Source organism: Sutcliffiella sp. NPDC057660 (genome assembly GCF_042800035.1).
Taxonomy (GTDB): Bacteria; Bacillota; Bacilli; order Bacillales; family Bacillaceae_I; genus Sutcliffiella_A.
In genome coordinates this window covers 221,276-240,141 of sequence record NZ_JBHVHV010000002.1, presented here as the reverse complement: position 1 = coordinate 240,141, position 18,866 = coordinate 221,276, and the positions used below count along the sequence as shown (strand labels likewise).

The following is an 18,866-nucleotide window of genomic DNA, read 5'->3' as shown; positions in this document are numbered from 1 at the left end:
ATAGTACAAAAGGAAGATAAGGGCAGTGCTAAACATAAAGCTTTGGTCCGGGTTGCCCTTTAGGTTTTGCCTCTTTTACTTCCTTCGCATCTGTTTCTGTCTTTTTCTTTCTACGCGGTTTTGATGAGGCAGCCGCACTTTTTTTGCTATCAGATTCCGTGCTTTCATCTGTTGTCTCTGCAGAGGCTGTTTCATCCTCATCATCCACTTCGACATTTTTTAATTCGCTATATAGTTTGATCATGGCAGGAACATTTCGAACTAGAGGCCCATATTGCTGAACCATCGGCATGACGGATTCCGCCATCTTCAAGGCCTTTTGAACGTTTCCTAACATCCCGGTCAGGTTGCCTGGATTGGCGAGCTGCTGAAGAACACCGCTGTTAGCTAACTGACCTAAGCCACCACCAGTGTTGGCAAGTTGACCCAGTCCGCCCATTCCGCCAATGCTCCTTGCTCCTCCTCGGCCAAAAAGCTTGGCAAGCAAGCCCCCTCCGCCGGAACCGCCCATGTTCGCGCCTCCAAATCCAGGTCCGCCAAATCCGGAACCACCAAATCCAAGTCCACTAAAACCAGATCCTCCTAAATTACCACCAAATAATGGTCCCCTGGAAGCTCCTCCCATCCCCCCCATAAAAGGAGATGGGTTTCTCATCATCATTGGATTAGGCATATTTGACATATTTGGTGGCTGGATCTGCCCAAAGGGCTGCATACCACCTCCGAATTGAAAAGGTGAAGCGTTATTGGGTGGCATCGGTCGGTTTGGTCCAAAAAACATGGTAATCCTCCTTTCTTTCTTAAAAATTCTTGTGTGTTTGATACATCAGCGTGATTAATGGGGAAAATAGAAAGACATTAACCTCTTACGTATAGACAAATGCTTATTCTTTTATAATTTATGCCGTTGGTACTTGAAATGTTTATCGTCCCATAAGAATGGGCACAACCGTAATGTAGCCAAAACGGAGAAAGTCATTTATAATAGTAGTTTGGGTAAAAAATGAGACAAACTTCAAAAAATGATCTCTTTGAAAATTATGGAACATTAACATAGATAATCATGATTTTAAATTAGAAGTGCTGGAGGAAGATAGATGAATACACAATTTGAGAAATTCAAAGTGAAACCGTTTATATTGGAAGCGGTGAAAGAACTTCGTTTTCAAAAACCGACTGAGGTCCAGGAAAGAATGATTCCATCCTTATTGAATGGAGAAAGCGCAATCGGCCAATCACAAACAGGTACTGGTAAAACGCATGCTTATTTGATTCCGATCTTAAGCAAAATTGACCCATCAGTTCAAGAGGTGCAAGCTGTCATCACTGCACCGACAAGGGAATTAGCCAACCAGATCTACCAGGAAGTTTTAAAAATGACAAAGTTTTGTGCACCGGATGAAGAAATTACCGCTCGCTGCTATATAGGCGGTACGGACAAACAGCGTACAATCGACCGCTTGAAGCAGCAGCCTCAAATCGTAGTGGGGACTCCAGGTCGTATCAAGGATCTGATGAGTGAAAAAGCACTACAGGTTTATACAGCTAAAACAATCGTTGTCGATGAAGCGGATTTGATGCTGGAAATGGGCTTTATTGAAGATATAGATAAAATCGCTTCTGCCATGCCAAAGGATCTTCAGATTTTAGTATTTTCTGCAACGATTCCTGAAAAGTTAAAACCGTTCCTGCGCAAGTATATGGAAAATCCAAAATATACACATGTAGCACCGAAACAAGTTACTGCAACGAAAATTAATCACATGCTTATTCCGGTTAAATCAAAAAATAAAATGACTCTTTTGCATGATGTACTTGTTCAAATGAATCCTTTCCTGGCAATTGTGTTTACGAATACTAAGAAAAAAGCCGATGAAGTGGCGGATTCCCTCCTTGAGCAAGGCTTGAAGGTAGGAAGAATCCATGGTGACCTGAATCCACGTGAACGTAAGAAAATGATGAAGCAAATCACTGAACTGGACTACCAATATGTGGTTGCTACAGATTTGGCTGCAAGAGGTATCGATATTGATGGTGTCAGTCATGTTATCAATTTTGAAATTCCTACAGATCTGGATTTCTATGTACATCGAGTTGGACGTACTGGCCGTGCCGAATATTCCGGAAAAGCAATTACATTTTATGAACCGACGGATGAAAATGCATTGGCTCAAATCGAGAAGCTTGGAATTACATTTACACAGATGGATCTTAAAGGCGGCGAGCTTGTAGAAATCGGTGCGCGTAATAAGCGTCAAAACCGTCAAAAGAAAATCAATGAGATAGATGTGGCTGCGAAAACAGCGGTTAAAAAGTCCGAAAAAGTAAAACCGGGCTACAAAAAGAAACATAAGTACGAAGTGGAGCAATTCAAGAAAAGACAACGTCGTTTAAAGAAAAGATAAGGCAAGCTCTAATATGACCTTTCCCGACAACATTATGGTAAAATAAAGATGGATTTTTTAAAGAGGTGATGTTGTAGTGGAAAATAATCTTTTAATCGGTTCTCATGTTTCGATGAGCGGGAAGAAAATGCTGCTTGCTGCAAGCGAAGAGGCTGCTTCTTATGGGGCGAATGTATTTATGGTCTATACGGGTGCTCCCCAGAATACAAGAAGAAAAAAAATAGAAGATCTTAATATTGAAGCAGGTCTTCAGCATATGAAGGACCATGGGATCAAGGACATCATTGTTCATGCCCCATATATCATCAATATTGGAAATTCCGAAAAGCCGGAAACATTCGAGCTTGGAGTGAACTTTTTAGCGGAAGAAATCAGAAGAACAGAAGCGATCGGAGCGAAGCAGATTGTGCTTCACCCTGGCGCTCATGTTGGTGCGGGAGCAGAAATTGGTATTTCCCAGATAATAAGGGGACTCAATGAAGCTCTTACAAAAGAACAAAATGTTCAAATAGCACTGGAAACAATGGCTGGAAAAGGTTCGGAGTGTGGAAGAACATTTGAAGAAATTGCGGCTATCATCGATGGTGTCCATCTCAACGAAAAGATTTCCGTCTGCTTTGATACTTGCCATGTTCATGATGCAGGCTACGATATTGTCAATGACTTTGATGGCGTATTGAAGCAGTTTGATGACATAGTAGGGCTGGATAGAATCAAGGTGCTTCATATCAATGACAGTAAGAATGTACGCGGGGCAGCGAAGGACCGTCATGAGAATATCGGATTTGGGAACATCGGGTTTGATGCTTTGAATTATATCGTGCATCACGACCAGCTTTCCGCCATCCCGAAAATACTGGAGACGCCTTATGTCGGAGAAGATAAAAAAGACAGAAAACCGCCATACAAGCACGAGATTGCAATGCTGAGAAACAAGGTGTTCGAGGAAGATATATTGACGAAAATATTGAATGACTAAAAGCAGAAAAGGAGCAGGGGATTCACACCCTTGCTCCTTTTTGCTATTTTGTAAACTCCATAAACAATTGATTCACTTTTTTTGCTGTTTCATGGCCGGTGATCTTTGCAACTTCCTTCATCAGCTGGATACGTTCCGATGTGTTGAAGACATTCACTTTTTTTGATTGTAAAAGAGCGGAAATCTTCTTTGCCTGATCGGTTGTCAATGAAATATTGTACTGAGCGCTGTAGTTCATCAGTTCTTCAGGTGAAATGTTGTGCAGCTTCTTGTTTACAATCTGCTGGTAAATATTCATAGAATCCCTCCCGTGATAGCCTATGTAAAATAAACAAAAGTGCTACCTTTACGAAATAATATGACAATAGTTAGGAAATTATTGTATAATTAAAAAAAGATAAACAATAATTCATTTTTAACGATATTTAAAGGTAACAAGGGGGAGTCGCCTTGTCTTTTATCATAGATCAGAAGGAACAAGATATTTTTCGTGCATTAAGCTCTGATTTGCGTTTGATTTTGAATGTAAACGGTTCAATTGAGGAGTGGAATGAGCATGCTGCCTCATTTTTCTCGTTGATGGATGAGGATAGATCGTTTTTCATAACTTTTCCGAGCAGCTACAGGGATAAAGTTTTTACATACATTCAAGAACTGGTGATGGCTAATGGGGAAATGCGAAAAAAGATTCTTTTTCACCGAATAGATGGGAAATACATAGAAGTGGTGTACAATGGAAAATTTGTGGAGAACCGCATTTATTTGTCTGGGACTGTCATTGAAAGCAATGATGTGATGAGCATCCTCCCATTGCATTATGGCTCCATCGAGCAATCACTTAAATTGAATGAATTCACTACAAATTCTCTGGATGTAGCCATATTGGTTCTTACCAAGCAGGCTACCATTGAATATATCAACAAGCGCTGCCTGACCGTTCTGGAGCTTGATGTGGAAGAGGATACATACCGAAATGCCGATTTCTCAAGCATTCATACCCCTAGCTTTTTGAAGCAGAAACTAATGGAAATCCACGAAGAAGTTTATCTCAATAAGGTCTTCAAGGAAAGGATCTGTTATGATGATGAAATGCTTTTTCAGATTCAAGGTGTCTACTTTGAACAGACAGAGAAAGTGTTTTTTATCATCCATGACCGCTCTTACCAGCAAAAATTCGAAAATCTACTGATTTATAAGCAGCAGATGGAGTCGGTTTCACAGATCTCCGCAGGGATGGCACATGAATTGAGAAACCCGCTTTCCGTAATCAAAGGGTTTATTCAGTTATCACAGATTACGAACAATTGGAGCAAATACTATGATACCATCATGGCCGAAATCAATCGGATGAACTCCATTATAGAAGATTTCCTGTCGGTTTCCCGAAAAAAAGTTAAAAAACAGCCGATTCAGCCTCAACAGATTTTCCGTTCACTTGTTTACATTTTTCAATCTGAATGTCTGCTTCATAATATCGATTTTGATTTTGAAATAGACGAAGTGGAAGACCAGGTAGTAGTGAATGAAGCGATGATCAAGCAGGTTATGCTCAACTTTCTTAGAAATGCGATTGAAGCGTATCCGGATAACCAGAAAAGCAAGTTCTTCCTATTGCGTGCAAAAAAAATGGATATGTTTTATGAAATAACCGTCATGGATAATGGGAAAGGCATGGCTGAGGATGTGCTTGACCGGATTGGAAAGCCATTCTTTACAACCAAGGAAAAAGGGAACGGTCTTGGAATTCCACTTTGCAAAAAAATAATTGAAGATCACGATGGGGAGCTTTTTATCGATAGTAAGCTGGGAGAAGGGTCCACTTTTTGCTATCGTCTGCCCCTGCATAAAAAAGCCTGATTTACAGGCTTTTTTGTTTAGCTTTGAAAAGGGTGGAGGATAATAAAAGTAGCAGGTTCAAAAGATTTACTTTTCTACTTGTCTCCTGTATACTAATCTATTGTTGAAAAATCGTAATGATTCTTATCTTATAAGGTGTGAAATAGATGAAACCTATCGAAAACGTGTTAGAAATAAAAGGACTTTCCTTCAAATATGAACAGCAGAATGTGTTGGAGGATATCCATCTTACGATACCACAAGGGGCATTCCTTGGATTGGTGGGCCCGAATGGTTCCGGAAAATCCACGCTGCTTAAATGTATCCTTGGCTTATTGAAACCTCAGCAAGGAGCCGTTCAGCTTTTTGGCAAGGACATCCGGAAATTTAGAGAATGGAATAAAATAGGGTTTGTTTCACAAAAGGCTAATAGCTTTAATTCAGGTTTTCCTGCGACTGTTTTTGAAGTGGTATCTACAGGTCTCGTTTCAAAAGTGGGTTTGCTTCGTTTCTTCAATAAGGAGCATAGCCGGAAAGTGTTGGATGCAATCAGAGCCGTAGGTATGGAGGAATTTGCCCATAGAAATATCGGCGATCTTTCAGGCGGCCAGCAGCAGCGTATCTTTATCGCCAGAGCCCTCGTAAGTGAACCGAAGCTGCTTATATTGGATGAGCCGACTGTAGGCGTAGATGCAAAAAATGTCCATAATTTCTATCAGATGCTTGAAAAGCTTAACAAAGATTTGGGAATCACCTTGGTGATGGTAACGCATGATATCGGGACTATAACAGAAAAAGTTACACATGTGGCATGCCTGAATAAAACACTGCACTTCCATGGCTTAACAGATGATTTTGAAAAATTATGTTCCCATGACTTATCTCAGTTTTATGGTCATGACGTCCATGTACTTAGTCATCACCATCATGATGGAGGGCATTTGTAATGATTTCAGCACTCATGCAATTCGAATTTTTAAGAAATGCGGTTTATACAGGATTATTGATTGGGTTTTTAGCGCCGTTATTGGGTGTCTTTGTTGTAGTAAGGAGATTGTCCCTGATAGCGGACGCCCTTAGCCATGTGACGCTAGCAGGGATAGCGGCGAGCCTGCTGGTGGAAAAGAGGTTTGGTCTTTTCACCGGGTTAAGCCCGATTTATTTTGGGATGGCGTTTTCCGTCACTGGAGCTCTCTTTATTGAGAAGCTGCGAGGTGTGTATAAGCATTATCAGGAGCTTGCCATACCTATCATTCTTTCGTCCGGGATTGGACTCGGAGTCATTTTCATCTCACTTGCGGATGGCTTTAACACCGACTTGTTCAATTTTCTGTTCGGTAGTGTCAGTGCAGTAACAAGTGTGGACTTTTGGACCATTTTTGTTATAGCGATTGCGGTTGTTGCAACCATTATCCTTTTTTATAAAGAATTTTTCGTCTTATCCTTCGATGAGGAGCATGCGAAGGTTTCAGGTGTGAATGCCAGAATGTTTCATTTGATTTTCATCATCATGGTAGCACTGGTTATTGCCGCAAGCATGCGCATTGTAGGGATACTGCTTGTTTCATCTCTTATGACATTGCCAGTTGCAGCAAGTATGCGTCTGAGCCGCGGGTTTAAGCAGACCATTTTTTTGTCGGTGCTATTTGGGGAAATTGCGGTGATAGGTGGTCTTGCCACATCTTTTTACCTGGACCTTGCTCCTGGTGGAACGATCGTCATTATTTCTGTCTTGATTCTCATTATTACAATTCTTTGGAATAAAGTAAGGAGAGGAAAGTAAATGAATGTTTCACAAGCCTTGCTCTTAATGAAAAATAAGGGGTACAAATATACAGGTAAAAGGCAGGAAATGCTGGAGTTGTTTGCAGCAGAGGATAAGTATTTGACTGCAAAGGACGTATTGGATGCCATGAAGGATAACTATCCAGGCCTCAGCTTTGATACAATCTACCGTAATCTTGCACTCTTTGTGGAACTTGATATTTTGGAAAGTACGGAACTGTCCGGTGAAAAACATTTCCGCTTTACCTGTTCAACAAATCACCATCATCACCATTTTATTTGTCTGGACTGTGGAAAAACAAAAGAGATCGAAACCTGTCCAATGAGAGATCTTGGTGAAAATCTAAACGGCTACGATGTAACAGGGCATAAGTTTGAGATCTATGGAAAATGTCCTGAATGTGTCTAGAAACTAAAGACGCTGGGACAAAAGTGTTTTAGTCTAAGTAAAAAACGAACCAATTTGAGTTTTTTGATCAAATTGGTTCGTTTTTTTGATGTTGTGTTCATATATGCGTTTAGTTTTTAGGTTACTCCAGCTGTTGATTGTACGGAAATCAATAGCGGTATTTAGAGCCGGTACTTAAATTGTTCGTCTTTTGCTAGCTTTTTATAAGTTTTGTCCCAGACTATTTTGATTTCACCTTTTCTCCAAAACCAACATATAAAGGTACTATAGTCTTATATGTAATACTAGCCCTCGAAAAAACGGGAAAGCAGTCGAACTTTTTCATAAAGGCTCTTTTCGTAAGGTTTGTTGCTTTTTACAGAGATAAACTACACAATGATTAAAAATTTATTATCTTCATACACCGAAATGAGCACGATGATGAAAAAGTTTACGTGTTAATATTGTATTCGTCTATTGTAACAATTTCTGCGAATATAGCCTCATATATGAAAAAATAAGGGTGTATGCAATGTCTAGGGAGAAGGTAGAGCAGGCCTCTTTAAACAAGGAGGACCTGGTTGTCATTTTGGAAACAGCAAAAGAAATGGGCACGAAAAATCAGGAAATCAATACGATTGATTTGGTTGATAGCATAAAAAATCAATTAATCAAAGCCATGAGAAAACATGGTTGATTGAAATTGAAAAAAGCTGACTCATCAGACGCACTTGTGCGTAGATAAGTCAGCTTTTTTTCATTATTAAATGGCTGTGTTCACTAGAACTGTAATTCCAGCACCAACAAATATAGAAAAAGCAATAAGGGAAGCGTATAATACCTTTTCTTTTCTTTCAGGTGTGAACCATGTTTCTTCGTTATGCATGATTATGTTCCTCCTTTAACGTTTAAGCCCGTACGGAGGTTGTTTCGTGTGCGTGTTCGGTAGCTGGCTAGCATGGCTCTTTTCATGAAAGAACTTTAGCTCCATAGCTTTGCGTCATCACTTTTCAATGATTTTGCCTTTTCGTACGGCTTTTTCATCATAATTATCGACAATGTTATCCAATTTGTAAAGAAAATTGTCGAAAGATGGGTATAAAGTCTTATTTTAGGGAAGCGGTAGTTTGAAGGAGGTTTTTTACTATTTTCTCCGCTTCAAACCAGTTGCTCACTCTATGTACATTTTCAGGAATCGGATTTCTGTTATAGGGTGTATCAAAGAGAATGACAGGGATTTGGCATTGTTCGCTGATATCCACTGCGTTATCGTGTTTATCTTCAAAAAAGAGGTCAATATTATGCTGTTTGACCGCGCTTATCTTATTATGGGTGCCCAAAAGCTCCAAATGATCGTAATCAATCTCTTGCTTGGCGAACCAATTATTGGTGATCTCGAATAGATGGCTTCTTCGTGCACTTATAAAAAATAAATCAAATTCCCCCTGCCACTTTTGGACAATCTCTTTTGCGCCAATCGCCAATGGGGCATCCTGATAGATGACAGGCTCCATTTCGTCCATCCATTTCCAGAAGCTTTCTTCCGTCAATCCCATGAGAGGTGTCAAATCGTATTGTGTCATATCCTCGAGGGTAATATTTTTATTTAAGGTTTTATTGATAAATGGAACAAAGGTCGTAGGGCAGGTCAATGTCCCGTCTATATCAATGCCAAGTCTTTTTCTCATAAGGTACCTCCCGCTTTTCATCATACAGACATCTTAACATATTTTGTCCAAAAAACAGTAAGAACTAAGATTCACCTTTAAAAGTAATGCTCTGTGAAACGTCGCTGTTGATTTCCGCACTAGGCTGCGCTTTCCGCGGGACTAACGTGAGCCTCCTCGGCTTTCGCCTGTGGGGTCTCCACAAAACGTTTCCTTCCCGCAGGAGTCTTCGCCTATTGCTCCAATCAACAGCTAGATACTGAAATCAACACCATTTTTTACAAAGACCCTCATTTAAAAGAAATACACGTTGAGAAATGAAAATATTGTGGAGACGTTTTGGATTACCTGCCGCCCCTGTTGGTTGTAGTGCAAGGCGTGAGACTCCTGCGGGAGCAGCGTGTCAAGGGAGACCCCGCAGGCGCAAAGCGCCGAGGAGGCTCCCGAGGCCGCCTTAGGATAAGCGAAGGCCTGGAACGGAGACCAACAGGGTGTTTAAAGTTGACACTTTATCTTTAGCCCTGCGCTATTGAAATGGCGGGTTGCTTCGGAAAAAGTTAACATCTATTCTTTCGATGGCGGAGGTCATAATAAGTAATGCTCCTAACTTCTTATGAAAGCGAGGGATACGAATGGCAAATGAAATGGAGAAAAACGAAGAAGCACGAGAACGTTTTGATTCAGAATTGGCTTATCAAGATCCTCACGTAGCGGCAGGGAAATCGCAACAGCTGTATTTGGAAGAAAATGCGGCCGAGGTTGCGGTTGCTCCTCCTGTACTACGCTCAGATAGAAGCAGGGAAAGTGAAGAGGTCTTTGAGGAGGAACGAAGCGATGTTATGGGAATGAGCGGCAGAGGCCTTGGGTTTCTAGGGCTTGCTCTTTCTATACTATCATTATTCTTCCTACCGATCATCATGGGTGCTGCTGGTATCATTGTGGGCTTCATTGCCCGCAAACGTGGTGCTGCAGGGTTAGGAGCATGGGCGATAGGTATCGGTATCGTATCGATCGTTGTTGGGTTGTTTGTACTTCCACTATTTTAAACCTAACAAAAAAAGCTTGGCACTTTTCAGTGTCAAGCTTTTGCTTTTTCGGCTTCCTGGTTTGCGAAATATTCTTCTGCAATTTTATCGATTTCTTTCTTAAGTTCCTCGACCATTGTTGCTTCAGGAACTTTACGCACGATTTCACCTTTACGGAAAAGAAGACCTTCGCCGCGCGCCCCTGCAATTCCGATATCCGCTTCGCGTGCTTCACCTGGACCATTTACCGCACATCCAAGAACTGCAACCTTGATTGGTGCTTTGATTGTGGAAATGTATTCTTCCACTTCATTGGCAATGCTGATCAGGTCGATTTCGATACGTCCGCAAGTTGGACAGGAAATCAATGTAGCAGCGTTGGAGGAAAGTCCGAATGATTTCAGCAATTCACGGGCAACCTTTACTTCTTCCACAGGATCGGCACTAAGGGAAATACGTAGTGTGTTTCCGATGCCTTTGCTCAGAATGGCTCCCAATCCAGCAGCACTTTTCACCGTTCCGGCAAACAATGTTCCGGATTCAGTGATGCCTAGGTGAAGAGGGTAGTCGAATGCTTTTGCCGCTTTTTCGTATGCTTCAATCGCAAGATTCACATCAGATGCTTTCATGGATACGATGATATCGTGGAAATCCAGGTCTTCGAGAATCTTGATGTGGTGAAGTGCGCTTTCCACCATACCGTCAGCAGTAGGGTAGCCGTATTTTTCAATGATACGTTTCTCGAGGGAACCTGCATTTACTCCGATACGGATCGGAATGCCCTTGGCTTTGGCTGCATTTACTACAGCTTCCACTTTTTCACGGCGTCCAATATTCCCCGGATTGATACGGATTTTGTCTATACCGCCTTCAATGGCTTTTAACGCTAGCTTATAGTCAAAGTGGATGTCTGCCACTAATGGTATATTAATTTGTCTCTTGATGTCCGCAATGGCGTTGGCAGCACGCTCATCAGGAACTGCTACCCGGACTACCTGACAGCCGGCTTCTTCCAGGCGCTTGATTTCAGCAACTGTCGCCTCGACATCATGAGTTTTTGTTGTAGTCATACTTTGGATAAATAGTTCATTGCTTCCGCCGATAGTAATGTTGCCAACCTTTACAGGACGGGTTTTAGTACGATGTATCATTTCATTCACGAGTGAATCGCTCCTTTTAGGAATGATCTAAGATCAAAACATCTATCTTCATCAGATTACCTTTAATCCAGGAAAAAAGCTAGTATTATCCACTAACTCCCAACATATTTTAACAATTGCTTTCACCTATTACAAGTGGAAATGACAGGTGTTGTGTTTAATAGCTTCAGTATAGGGGAAACTTATATGTTTTGCCCACTTGGATCTTCTCAGGCTCCATTCCTTCATTCAGAACCTGGAAGTCCTCCACCAGCTGGGTGATGGAGACAGGAATGGGCTTATTGGCGATTCGCTCAGCAACAGTAAGAACGGTATCACCGGCTTTTATTTCCACTTCTATGTAAGTTGCATCGTGATCTGCTTCCGTTTCCGGTTCCTCTGTCAAGGAAGGGGAGGTCATGACCTGAGTTGCCTGCTGTTCATTGGAAATGGGGATGGTGCCTTTGGATAAGTCATAATAGATGCTGAAGATAGTGACACAGATAAGGGCTGCAATGAATAGTCGAATCATGGGAATGTTCCTCCTAAAAGCAATATAGTTAGTTCACTATATGCTTGTCTCCGGAGGGTATGACAAAACAGAACAAAAAAACCGCTGGACAATTTCCAGCGGTTAAAAAAAGTTATTCCTGTATTTTTCTGATTTTCACTTCTTTGATTACCAGGAAGAGAACAAATACCGCAATTCCAAAGTTCAGCCACACTGCGCCAGGGACTGGGATGGCGAGAGCTTCCATGATGGCAAAAAACACGCTTGGTATCGTGACGGCGTAAGCGGACATGATCCATGTATGACGGAAATTCAGGTTCGTACGTTTAAGCGCATTCTTTAAAACCAGACCGATTAGACCTAGTATGGTCACTTGAATAAATTTAGTGGCACTGAAGAAAACATAGCTTGCAATGATGATGAGGGTTATCCAGACAGGAAGCGTTCCTTCCATAGAATCCAAAAAGGCGACAACCTCTTTCTTACCTATATATGCACCTTGAAAATCCGAGAAGGGAATATATTCGACTGTGCCCTGGTATACAAGAAGTGCTTCATTCTGTTGGAAAGCAAGTACTTCCTCATATGATTTAATCTCACTTAAGGAAAGTTCATTTTCAGGATCGAAAATGATGGTCATTCCGCTTTCTTCCATAACAAATGGCTCCTGCACATCAGCGTGGAATCTGTCCTCTTCTATGTAGAAATCGGGAACATCAGATTCGAATATTTCTTGTGCGCTATTATAAAAATTTGTTACATCGGTTCCAATATTGACAAACTTGGGAATAGAAGTAAGGAGTACAAGGAAAAATACAAAAAGAATTGTCTTTCCGATACCTTGAAAACGAAAGCTTGCGATCGTTTTTGGTGAGTATAGGCTTTTGATGAATTGCTTGAAAATATTCAACTGAATCAGTCCTTTAGTGATATTGATTTTTCATCCTAATGTTACCTTAATTTGGGTATGTATACAATATTTTATTGAAGTATCAGAATCCTTTGTTAATTTCAAGCGTCGGTTTGTAAAGATAATGTAAATTTATCAAGTTTTCTATTTACATTCCCTCTACATTAGGTTAATAATTGTACTTGGTTTTGTTGATTTTTGTCGATAATAAGTACATAAATTAAGGGGTTGAAAGTATTGGATTTGGATGTTCAGAAAATGATATTTGAATTTATTGGTGGTCTTGGTATCTTCCTTTTTGGTATTAAATATATGGGTGACGGCTTGCAGAAGTCAGCCGGAGACAAGCTGAGAGATATCTTGGACCGATTTACAACCAACCCTTTCATGGGGGTCCTTGCGGGTATTATTGTCACAGTTCTGATTCAATCAAGTTCTGGTACAACCGCTTTGACAGTGGGTCTTGTTAGTGCAGGCTTTATGACCCTGAGACAAGCAATCGGAGTCATCATGGGAGCAAATGTCGGAACAACAGTTACTGCCTTTATCATCGGTATTAAAATTTCGGAATATGCCCTTCCTATTATTGCAGTTGGTGCAATTCTGTTATTTTTCTTTAAAAATCAGAAGCTCCATTATTTGGGGCAGATAGTATTCGGGTTTGGTGCCTTATTCTATGGATTGGACATAATGGGTGACGGGTTGAAGCCATTAAGAGAGCTTCAAGCATTTGTTGATTTGACTGTATCCATGAGTGATAGCCCAATTTTAGGTGTTGTGGTTGGAACAGTGTTTACTGTTTTGGTTCAAAGCTCAAGTGCGACCATTGGTATTCTTCAGGAACTGTTTGGGCAAGGAGCTATCAAATTGGATGCCGCTTTACCCGTACTATTCGGTGACAACATTGGAACAACCATTACTGCTGTATTAGCTGCCATAGGTGCATCTGTAGCAGCGAGAAGAGCAGCGCTATCCCATGTACTATTCAATTTAATTGGTACTACAATTGTTCTTATACTATTAACTCCATTCGAAAAACTGATCATTTTGTTCCAGCAGTCACTGAATCTGAATCCGGAAATGACGATCGCATTTGCTCACGGTACATTTAACGTGGCCAACGTAATTATCCAGTTTCCATTCATCGGATTGCTGGCGCTGATTGTAACCAAGATTATTCCTGGTGAAGACAGCGTAGTGGAATATAAACCGAAGCACCTGGATCCTATTTTTATTGAACAGTCTCCATCCCTGGCGCTGGGACAAGCTAAAGAGGAAGTTGTCCGGATGGGCGGTTTTGCTATAGCTGGATTGGAAGAGACTCAGAACTACCTTAAAACAGGAACTACAAGGCACTCGGAGCAGGCGTACCAACTCGAGGATGCTATTAATAATCTTGACCGCAAGATTACCGATTATCTTGTCAAGCTTTCTTCCAGCTCCCTATCCGATAACGAATCTGAAGAACATTCCGTATTAATGGATACAGTAAGAGATATCGAACGTATCGGAGATCATTTCGAAAACATCGTGGAACTGGTTGATTTCCAGATTGCCAACAAAGTGGAATTGACTGAATCTGCAGATACGGACTTGGAAGAAATGTTTGCCTTAACAGTTACAACAGTAAAAGAAGCAATCGAAGCTCTAAATTCAAATAATAAAGATTTAGCAAACGAAGTAAGACTGAAGGAAGATCAAATCGATAAAATGGAACGTACTTTGCGTAAAAAGCATATTTTACGTATGAATGAGGGTGCGTGCACAGGTCAAGCTGGTATTGTCTTTGTGGATATCGTGAGCAACTTAGAGCGAATCGGAGATCATGCCGTAAATATTGCAGAAGCAGTTTTAGGTGAGGACCACGAAACGCTATAATAGAAAGTAACTTAGAAAATGCCGGACTCTCTAGGGGGTCCGGCTTTTCTTGCATTTTATCAGAATGGAGGATGAATATGGATATCGTCTATTGGATCATCATTATTGCACTGTTTGTAGTCTCATTTGTAGGATTGATCTACCCGATCATCCCAAGTGTGCTATTCATTGTAGGAGGCTTTCTATTATATGGGGTGTTCTTTTCCTTTGAAGAGCTGAATGTCTGGTTTTGGATCATTACTTCTTTGTTTGTTGTACTTCTATTTGTTGCCGATTATTTTGCAAACCTGCTTGGAGTCAAAAAGTTCGGCGGAAGCAAAGCATCTATTTGGGGAAGTACAATCGGTCTTTTGGCTGGCCCATTTGTCATACCGGTTGCGGGCATTATTCTCGGCCCTTTTTTGGGGGCAATACTTGGGGAACTGCTATTCAACAAAAAGGAATGGAAGGCCGCGGTTAAAATAGGCTTCGGTTCTGTTGTAGGACTTTTCAGCAGTGTTCTTGCCAAAGGATTGATCCAAATGGTGATGATCCTTTGTTTCCTTTTCTTTATTTAAAATAAATTGGATTTCACTCTGCTACCTTAACATTGGCATTTTACCATCATGGAATGGTTTAATATGGATATACTAATCTTTGTTTAACCAGCAAGCTTTTGTGTTATGGAAAGATAGGTTCAACTATAGGGAGTGAAGACAATGAAAACGATCGGGGTATTGACGAGCGGCGGGGATTCACCTGGTATGAACGCGGCGGTCCGTGCTGTAGTGCGGAAAGCAATCTATCACAATTTAAATGTGTATGGAATATATCAGGGGTATGCTGGTCTGATGGGCGGCAATTTCAAGAAGCTGGAGCTCGGGTCGGTGGGGGATATCATACACCGTGGCGGGACCATCCTCTATACGGCAAGAAGCGAGGAATTCAAAACGGTTGAAGGTCAGATTAGAGGAATAGAACAGCTCAACAAGCATGGTGTGGAGGGACTGGTTGTCATTGGCGGAGATGGTTCCTATCGTGGTGCAGAGAAACTGACTGAACACGGCTTCCCATGTATCGGACTGCCAGGAACCATCGACAATGATATTGCGGGTACTGATTATACGATCGGATTTAATACTGCCTTGCACACTGTCATTGATGCGATTGATAAAATAAGGGATACAGCCACATCGCATGAACGTACCTTTATTATCGAAGTAATGGGACGCCATGCCGGTGATATTGCATTATGGGCGGGCTTGGCCGGAGGAGCGGAAACAATCATTATTCCGGAAATAGATTTCAAACTCGAAGACGTCGTAGGTCGAATCAAAAGCGGACAAAAGCGCGGCAAAAAGCATACCATTATCGTCCTGGCAGAAGGTGTAAGCAATGGAATGGACTTCGCGAAGCTTATTGAAAGGGAAACAAACCTTGAAACACGCGTATCTGTATTGGGTCACATTCAGCGAGGCGGTACTCCGACGGCATTTGACCGCGTGCTCGCGAGCAGACTTGGAGGACGTGCCGTTGAATTGCTGATAGAAGGTAAAGGTGGACGCGCAGTCGGTATGGAACAAAATCGTATCGTTGATTATTCCTTTGATGAGGTCTTTTCCTTGCCCCATAATATAGATGAGAGCATGTATCGACTCTCACAGGAACTATCGATTTAAATAAATGTGACAAGTTTAAGGCAGATTAATTGAAAGATTCTACAAGTTTTGGTAATCTGAAAATAATGAATCATGGGATGGAGAGCCAACCCTGATTTATATCTACATAACAAATTAGGAGGAGATAATTATGGCATACGAATTACCACAATTACCTTATGCTTATGACGCATTGGAGCCTCATATCGACAAAGAAACGATGAATATTCACCACACAAAGCACCACAATACTTATGTAACTGGTATTAACGCAGCTCTTGAAGGCAAAGCAGAACTTCAAGGCAAAAGTGTGGAAGAGCTGATCTCCAACATGGAAGCTGTTCCTGCAGAAATCCAAACTGCAGTTCGCAACCACGGTGGTGGACACGCGAACCATAGCCTTTTCTGGAACATCCTGACTCCAGGCGGCTCAACTTCTCCAACTGGTGAATTGGCAGATGCCATCACTAGCAAATTCGGTAGCGTTGAAAACTTCAAAGAAGAGTTCACTAAAGCTGCTACAACTCGTTTCGGCTCTGGCTGGGCTTGGTTAGTAGTAAACAACGGTGAGCTTGAAGTGACAAGCACACCAAACCAGGACTCTCCATTAATGGAAGGCAAAACTCCGATTCTAGGTCTTGACGTTTGGGAGCATGCTTACTACCTGAACTACCAAAACCGCCGTCCGGATTACATTTCTTCTTTCTACAATGTAATCAACTGGGATGTTGTTGGAAAGCTTTATAACGAAGCGAAATAATTATTGTTTGATGACTCTCGTCCATTGTGGGCGGGAGTTTTTTGTTTCTAAGCAAGTGGATTGAAAATATAGTGGATGAAAGGATCAGGTTAAGCACTATAGCTGATAGTTAGACGGAACAATTCCGCTTAAAAAGTAATTACTATTAAAAAAGGCCGAAATAGCCGGAGAGATTCCGCCTAATGACTCGAAAAGTTCGAAAATGGGTGATTTTTCTGTGCATAAGCGGAAAAACTCCCCTTATTTCCCTCGAAACAGGCTACACTTCTGCTTTTAAGCGGAAAAACTCCGCTTATTTTTCTTTTACAGGTACTTCGATAAAGGACAAGAAAACTTAAATAAAGGATTACTACGAACTGATTCATCTGTAAGTGAGGTTATATTTAAAAAATCATCATAAGGTGATTGAAGGGCTATTTGAAAAAGGAATCCGAGTAGAAAGCACATCATAAATAACAAAGCAGATTCCAGTGATGACTAAAGACACCTAAAAACAATACATATTACCTCCCCATAAAGCCACAATAAACGTAGATAAAGGAGCGAGGGTAATATGGTTGCATTAAAAAAGTTAATTGGCGATGTGGAAGTGAATAAAGACTTGCTGCTGCTCTTGGTCATTGGCGGACTCTATTCACTAAGCATCGCTTTATCGAACACATTTGTAAATGTTTACTTGTGGAAGCAGTCGGGAGAGTTCAGCGATTTGGGCTTCTATAACCTGGCAGTGGTCATCTTTCAGCCTCTGACATTTATCCTGGCGGGGAGGTGGGCAAAAAAAATCGACCGAGTCATAGTGCTACGTTTAGGAGTCGTATTCTTAGCACTTTTTTATTTATCTGTACTCTTTATCGGAGATCAGGCATCTACCTATTTTTTGATGCTCGGTTCCTTACTTGGAATCGGCTACGGATTCTATTGGCTTGCCTTTAATGTCCTTACATTTGAAATTACGGAACCGGAAACCCGGGATTTTTTCAACGGTTTTTTAGGGATCCTGACATCTGTAGGGGGGATGATAGGGCCGTTTGCTGCCGGGTACATCATTTCCACTTTGGAGAAGTTTACTGGGTACACGGTCATTTTTACAATTTCCCTGGTCCTATTTTCTGCTGCGGTCATCTTAAGCTTATTTATTAAGCGAAGAGGGGCAGAGGGAAGCTACGAACTGAAACGGATCATCAAGGAAAGAAGAAACAATGACAATTGGCGATATATTACCAATGCCCATTTCTTTCAAGGAATAAGGGAGGGTACCTTCATTTTTGCTGTATCCGTATTGGTGTATATCACAACGAACAGTGAAATGGCACTCGGAACCTTTGGGTTGTTGAATTCGGCTGTAGCATTTGTTGCCTACTATTTTGCCACAAGGCTTATCAAGAAGCATCACAGGAAAAAAGCCATCCTGTTTGGTGGGCTGATCTTGTACGGGGCGATATTCTTTCTTGTATTCGAGCTTACATATGTGAAACTTCTCTTCTATGCGGTGACGATTGCGATCGCGTATCCATTATTATTGGTGCCATACGTCTCGCTGACATATGACGTGATCGGCAGAAGCTGGAAGGCTGGCGAAATGCGCATAGAGTATATTGTGGTCCGCGAGATTTTCCTGAATGGAGGCAGGGCTGTTTCCGTTATACTTTTCCTGATAGCTGTCCTATTTTTTGATCAGCAAAAAAGTATACCGATCCTCATGTGTATCATCGGGGCTGGTCATGCGATGATTTATCCTTTTGTGAGAAAAATTGAATTGGAGCCGACTAAACCAGTCGTAAAAGAGGAACCGCATCCAATTGTGACAACTTTGAGGGATGGTGAGGGAGAATCTAAGCCTTAGTACCATTTATTAATAGATATTTTAAGTGATTTCTTATACAATAAAGATAGACAAAGACACCTAGGGAGATTACTAATAGGTGTCTGTTGCTTTTTATGCAAAA

At 41.3% G+C, this 18,866-nt stretch carries 20 protein-coding genes and 1 riboswitch; of the genes, 13 read left to right on the top strand and 7 right to left on the bottom strand.

The genetic code is table 11. The features are described 5' to 3' along the window. Positions 1 to 28: 28 nt before the first annotated feature. On the bottom strand, positions 29 to 781 hold the full coding sequence (gene vrrA / locus ACFVAD_RS02915) for a VrrA/YqfQ family protein (RefSeq protein WP_386635907.1): 753 nt from the start codon (positions 779 to 781) through the stop codon (positions 29 to 31). A 316-nt stretch (positions 782 to 1,097) separates the two neighbouring features. On the opposite strand from vrrA, the gene ACFVAD_RS02910 reads away from it, so the two are divergent. Further along, complete coding sequence (locus ACFVAD_RS02910; RefSeq protein WP_386635905.1) at positions 1,098 to 2,405, top strand: DEAD/DEAH box helicase; 1,308 nt, start codon at positions 1,098 to 1,100, stop codon at positions 2,403 to 2,405. Between the two features lie 76 nt (positions 2,406 to 2,481). Next, on the top strand, positions 2,482 to 3,384 hold the full coding sequence (locus tag ACFVAD_RS02905) for a deoxyribonuclease IV (protein WP_386635903.1): 903 nt from the start codon (positions 2,482 to 2,484) through the stop codon (positions 3,382 to 3,384). Positions 3,385 to 3,427: 43 nt separating this feature from the next. On the opposite strand, the gene ACFVAD_RS02900 is transcribed toward ACFVAD_RS02905, so the two are convergent. Next, entirely contained in the window at positions 3,428 to 3,682 is a 255-nt protein-coding gene (locus tag ACFVAD_RS02900; protein ID WP_386635901.1) for a DUF2624 domain-containing protein, read from the bottom strand. A 152-nt stretch (positions 3,683 to 3,834) separates the two neighbouring features. Here ACFVAD_RS02900 and ACFVAD_RS02895 point away from each other — a divergent pair, with 152 nt between their 5' ends. From ACFVAD_RS02895 to ACFVAD_RS02875, 5 genes are all read left to right on the top strand, one after another. Beyond that, a complete protein-coding gene (locus ACFVAD_RS02895; RefSeq protein ID WP_386635899.1) occupies positions 3,835 to 5,241 on the top strand; it encodes an ATP-binding protein in 1,407 nt (468 codons plus the stop codon). Between the two features lie 155 nt (positions 5,242 to 5,396). Further along, positions 5,397 to 6,167, top strand: a complete 771-nt coding sequence (locus ACFVAD_RS02890) for a metal ABC transporter ATP-binding protein (RefSeq protein WP_386636045.1) — start codon at positions 5,397 to 5,399, stop codon at positions 6,165 to 6,167. Continuing rightward, positions 6,167 to 7,003 (top strand): metal ABC transporter permease, encoded by an 837-nt coding sequence (locus ACFVAD_RS02885; protein ID WP_386635897.1) that lies wholly within the window; start codon positions 6,167 to 6,169, stop codon positions 7,001 to 7,003. Before ACFVAD_RS02890 ends, ACFVAD_RS02885 begins: the two co-directional genes overlap by 1 nt. Further along, positions 7,004 to 7,414 carry a zinc uptake transcriptional repressor Zur gene (zur, locus tag ACFVAD_RS02880; protein ID WP_386635895.1) on the top strand — a complete coding sequence of 137 codons (411 nt, stop codon included), beginning with the start codon at positions 7,004 to 7,006 and terminating at the stop codon, positions 7,412 to 7,414. Between the two features lie 511 nt (positions 7,415 to 7,925). Beyond that, positions 7,926 to 8,090, top strand: a complete 165-nt coding sequence (locus ACFVAD_RS02875; RefSeq protein ID WP_386635893.1) for a YwzD family small protein — start codon at positions 7,926 to 7,928, stop codon at positions 8,088 to 8,090. Positions 8,091 to 8,156: 66 nt separating this feature from the next. Here ACFVAD_RS02875 and ACFVAD_RS02870 read toward each other — a convergent pair whose 3' ends face one another. Then, positions 8,157 to 8,279 carry a hypothetical protein gene (locus ACFVAD_RS02870; protein WP_386635891.1) on the bottom strand — a complete coding sequence of 41 codons (123 nt, stop codon included), beginning with the start codon at positions 8,277 to 8,279 and terminating at the stop codon, positions 8,157 to 8,159. Positions 8,280 to 8,334: 55 nt separating this feature from the next. Continuing rightward, positions 8,335 to 8,427: riboswitch (cyclic di-GMP riboswitch) on the bottom strand. A gap of 72 nt (positions 8,428 to 8,499) precedes the next feature. Beyond that, on the bottom strand, positions 8,500 to 9,081 hold the full coding sequence (locus ACFVAD_RS02865) for a 5' nucleotidase, NT5C type (RefSeq protein WP_386635889.1): 582 nt from the start codon (positions 9,079 to 9,081) through the stop codon (positions 8,500 to 8,502). Between the two features lie 611 nt (positions 9,082 to 9,692). On the opposite strand from ACFVAD_RS02865, the gene ACFVAD_RS02860 reads away from it, so the two are divergent. Then, on the top strand, positions 9,693 to 10,106 hold the full coding sequence (locus ACFVAD_RS02860; RefSeq protein ID WP_386635887.1) for a hypothetical protein: 414 nt from the start codon (positions 9,693 to 9,695) through the stop codon (positions 10,104 to 10,106). Between the two features lie 32 nt (positions 10,107 to 10,138). On the opposite strand, the gene ispG is transcribed toward ACFVAD_RS02860, so the two are convergent. The 3 genes from ispG to ACFVAD_RS02845 form a co-directional block, all read right to left on the bottom strand. Beyond that, on the bottom strand, positions 10,139 to 11,236 hold the full coding sequence (gene ispG, locus ACFVAD_RS02855; protein WP_386636043.1) for a flavodoxin-dependent (E)-4-hydroxy-3-methylbut-2-enyl-diphosphate synthase: 1,098 nt from the start codon (positions 11,234 to 11,236) through the stop codon (positions 10,139 to 10,141). Positions 11,237 to 11,411: 175 nt separating this feature from the next. After that, positions 11,412 to 11,756 carry a hypothetical protein gene (locus tag ACFVAD_RS02850; RefSeq protein ID WP_386635885.1) on the bottom strand — a complete coding sequence of 115 codons (345 nt, stop codon included), beginning with the start codon at positions 11,754 to 11,756 and terminating at the stop codon, positions 11,412 to 11,414. Positions 11,757 to 11,868: 112 nt separating this feature from the next. Continuing rightward, positions 11,869 to 12,645, bottom strand: a complete 777-nt coding sequence (locus ACFVAD_RS02845) for a DUF1189 domain-containing protein (protein ID WP_386635883.1) — start codon at positions 12,643 to 12,645, stop codon at positions 11,869 to 11,871. Between the two features lie 237 nt (positions 12,646 to 12,882). Here ACFVAD_RS02845 and ACFVAD_RS02840 point away from each other — a divergent pair, with 237 nt between their 5' ends. The 5 genes from ACFVAD_RS02840 (at position 12,883) to ACFVAD_RS02820 (ending at position 18,763) form a co-directional block, all read left to right on the top strand. Continuing rightward, a complete protein-coding gene (locus ACFVAD_RS02840) occupies positions 12,883 to 14,523 on the top strand; it encodes a Na/Pi cotransporter family protein (protein ID WP_386635881.1) in 1,641 nt (546 codons plus the stop codon). A 77-nt stretch (positions 14,524 to 14,600) separates the two neighbouring features. Continuing rightward, on the top strand, positions 14,601 to 15,080 hold the full coding sequence (locus ACFVAD_RS02835) for a DUF456 domain-containing protein (protein WP_386635879.1): 480 nt from the start codon (positions 14,601 to 14,603) through the stop codon (positions 15,078 to 15,080). Between the two features lie 141 nt (positions 15,081 to 15,221). Then, the gene (gene pfkA / locus ACFVAD_RS02830; protein WP_386635877.1) at positions 15,222 to 16,181 is read left to right on the top strand and encodes a 6-phosphofructokinase; all 960 of its coding nucleotides are present in this window, start codon (positions 15,222 to 15,224) and stop codon (positions 16,179 to 16,181) included. Between the two features lie 130 nt (positions 16,182 to 16,311). Continuing rightward, positions 16,312 to 16,920 (top strand): superoxide dismutase, encoded by a 609-nt coding sequence (locus ACFVAD_RS02825; protein ID WP_386635875.1) that lies wholly within the window; start codon positions 16,312 to 16,314, stop codon positions 16,918 to 16,920. Positions 16,921 to 17,473: 553 nt separating this feature from the next. Further along, entirely contained in the window at positions 17,474 to 18,763 is a 1,290-nt protein-coding gene (locus tag ACFVAD_RS02820) for an MFS transporter (RefSeq protein ID WP_386635873.1), read from the top strand. Positions 18,764 to 18,866 lie beyond the last annotated feature (103 nt).